Source organism: Bradyrhizobium sp. Leo114 (genome assembly GCF_055229415.2).
The window spans coordinates 1-2376 of record NZ_JBUYEN020000142.1 but is presented as its reverse complement, the minus strand read 5'-3'; the positions used below and the strand labels follow the sequence as shown (position 1 = coordinate 2376).

At 64.6% G+C, this 2376-nt stretch carries 3 protein-coding genes; 1 reads left to right on the top strand and 2 read right to left on the bottom strand.

What is annotated here, in order from left to right:
• Positions 1-128: 128 nt before the first annotated feature.
• Positions 129-557 carry a cupin domain-containing protein gene (locus tag ACZIRK_RS44945; RefSeq protein WP_130231850.1) on the bottom strand — a complete coding sequence of 143 codons (429 nt, stop codon included), beginning with the start codon at positions 555-557 and terminating at the stop codon, positions 129-131.
• Positions 557-1324 carry a hydroxyacylglutathione hydrolase gene (gene gloB / locus ACZIRK_RS44940; protein WP_028164200.1) on the bottom strand — a complete coding sequence of 256 codons (768 nt, stop codon included), beginning with the start codon at positions 1322-1324 and terminating at the stop codon, positions 557-559. Before gloB ends, ACZIRK_RS44945 begins: the two co-directional genes overlap by 1 nt.
• A 182-nt stretch (positions 1325-1506) precedes the next feature.
• Here gloB and ACZIRK_RS44935 point away from each other — a divergent pair, with 182 nt between their 5' ends.
• A complete protein-coding gene (locus ACZIRK_RS44935; protein ID WP_028164201.1) occupies positions 1507-2235 on the top strand; it encodes a methyltransferase domain-containing protein in 729 nt (242 codons plus the stop codon).
• Positions 2236-2376: the final 141 nt, after the last annotated feature.

Here is a 2376-nt window from a genome sequence, read left to right as displayed (position 1 = left end):
CACACCATCAATGTGAGGGACGACCGCCCGCCCTCCAAGCAAGCCGCGCGCAGCGCGCCACCCATAGCGCCGTAGCAAGCGCGGCTTGCTTGGAGGGCAGACCGCGGCCCGTTACCCCATCTACAAAACTAATCGGGCTCCCAGCCTTTCGGTGCCAGTTCGAATTTCGCAAATTCAAACGCCGGCGCCACGGTGCATCCGACCAGGATCCAATCGCCGGTGCACTCCGCCGCCTGCCATGCATGCGCCGGCACGATCGCCTGCGGCACTTCGCCGGCGGTGAGATCGGGGCCGAGACGAATCTCGCGCTGTCCGCTCGCATCGGCGATCCGCAAGGTCAGTGCATCGCCAGCGTAATAGTGCCAGATCTCCACCGCATCGACGCGATGCCAATGCGAGCGCTCGCCGCGTCCGAGCAGGAAATAGATCGCAGTCGAGCGCGATCGTCCGCTCGCATCCTTCTCACTATCGCGAAACGTCTCGCGATAGTGGCCGCCCTCGGGATGCGGCTTCAGCGCAAGCTTCGCGATAATCTCGGCGGCAGTCGGCTTTGGCATCACGACTTATTCTTGCGCTCGCGCAATTCGCCGAACACTTGCGCTCCGTCGGCGCCCTTCATGTGCAGCTTGGCGGCGACCGCAGGCTCGTCGGCGCGCAGGAACACGTTGGCTTTCTTCTCCTCGCCAAGCAGCGTCGGGATCGTCGGCTTGTTCTCCGCGCGCAGCCGCGTCACTTCCTCGGCGCGGGCGTTCAATGCCGGATTGTCTGATTCCACCGTCAGCGCGAACTTGACATTGGCGGCGGTATATTCGTGGCCGCAATAGAGACGGAAATCGTCCGGCAGTGCGCGCAGCTTGAGCAGCGAATCCCACATCATCGGATAATTGCCCTCGAACACCCGGCCGCAGCCGATCGAGAACAAAGTGTCGGCGGCAAACACCGCCTTCTCGCCGTCGAACACATAGGAGATGTGGTCGAGCGTGTGGCCCGGCGTCTCCAGCACCCGCGCGAGCAGGCTGCCGACCTTGATCACGTCGCCGTTGGCGGCGCGCAGGTCGACATTGGCGATCGCCGTGGTCTTGTCGTGCGGCGCGACGACGCGGCAACCATATTTCTGTTTCAGTTCGGCAACCCCGCCGACATGGTCATGATGATGATGGGTGATGAGGATGTCGGTGAGATTCCAGCCCTCGCGCTCCAATGCCGCGATGATGGGGCCGGCTTCCGGCGCATCGATCGAGGCGGTGGCCTTGGTGGCGGGGTCGTGGATCAGATAGCCGAAATTGTCGGTCAGGCAGGTGAAGAGACGGATTTCCGCAGTCATGGTATCTCCCGCGAACGGCCAAGCGTTATTGTTTGAGCATGGTCTCTTCGGAAAACCGGTTCCCACTTTTCCTGACCATGCTGTAACACGCCCAATATGCGCAGGAAATATGGCGTTAACGCTCGCGCGGCAACGCAATTTTGGGGAACACGCGCGTAACGGCGCCGTGTTAGGTTGGGTGCATGGACGTCATTGATCTCCGCGATTTCTATTCGCAGCGCCTGGGCATCGTGGCGCGCCAGTTAATCAATCGCGGTATCCGCGAGCGATGGCCAGGGGCCGAGGGCCAGCGTGTGCTCGGGCTCGGCTACCCCACCCCCTATCTCGGCCTGTTCCGCGAGGATTGCGAGCGCTGCATCGCTTTCATGCCGGCGTCACAGGGTGTTCTGAAATGGCCGACGGGCCGGCCGGCGCTCGCGACCCTGGTCGACGAATTCTCGATGCCGCTCGCGGACGCCGCGGTCGACCGCGTGCTGCTCGTGCATGCGCTGGAGATGTCGGATGATCCGGAGCGGCTCTTGCGCGAGGTGTGGCGGGTGCTGGCGCCGTCCGGCCGGCTGATCGCGGTGATACCCAATCGCCGCGGCGTATGGACACGCACCGACACCACGCCCTTCGGCCACGGCCGGCCCTATTCGCGGGCGCAGATCACGCAATTGCTGCGGCAGACCTGGTTCACGCCGACGGCGTGGGGCGAGGCGCTGTTCGTGCCGCCGGTCGCGGGGAGCTGGTTCCTGCGCTGGGCGATGGCCTGGGAGCGCCTCGGTGCGACGCTGTCATTGCCGTTCGCGGGCGTGCACATCGTGGAGGCGACCAAGCAGGTCTATCGCGCGATCCCCGCACACCGCGAGCGCGCGCGGCTCATCCCGTCGCTGCAGCCGGTGCTGGTGCCGTCGTCGTCGCGCGCGTGATCCGGTTTTGTAGATTCGTAGATGGGGTAACGGGCCGCGGTCTGCCCTCCAAGCAAGCCGCGCTTGCTACGGCGCTATGGGTGGCGCGCTGCGCGCGGCTTGCTTGGAGGGCGGGCGGTCGTCCCTCACATTGATGGTGTG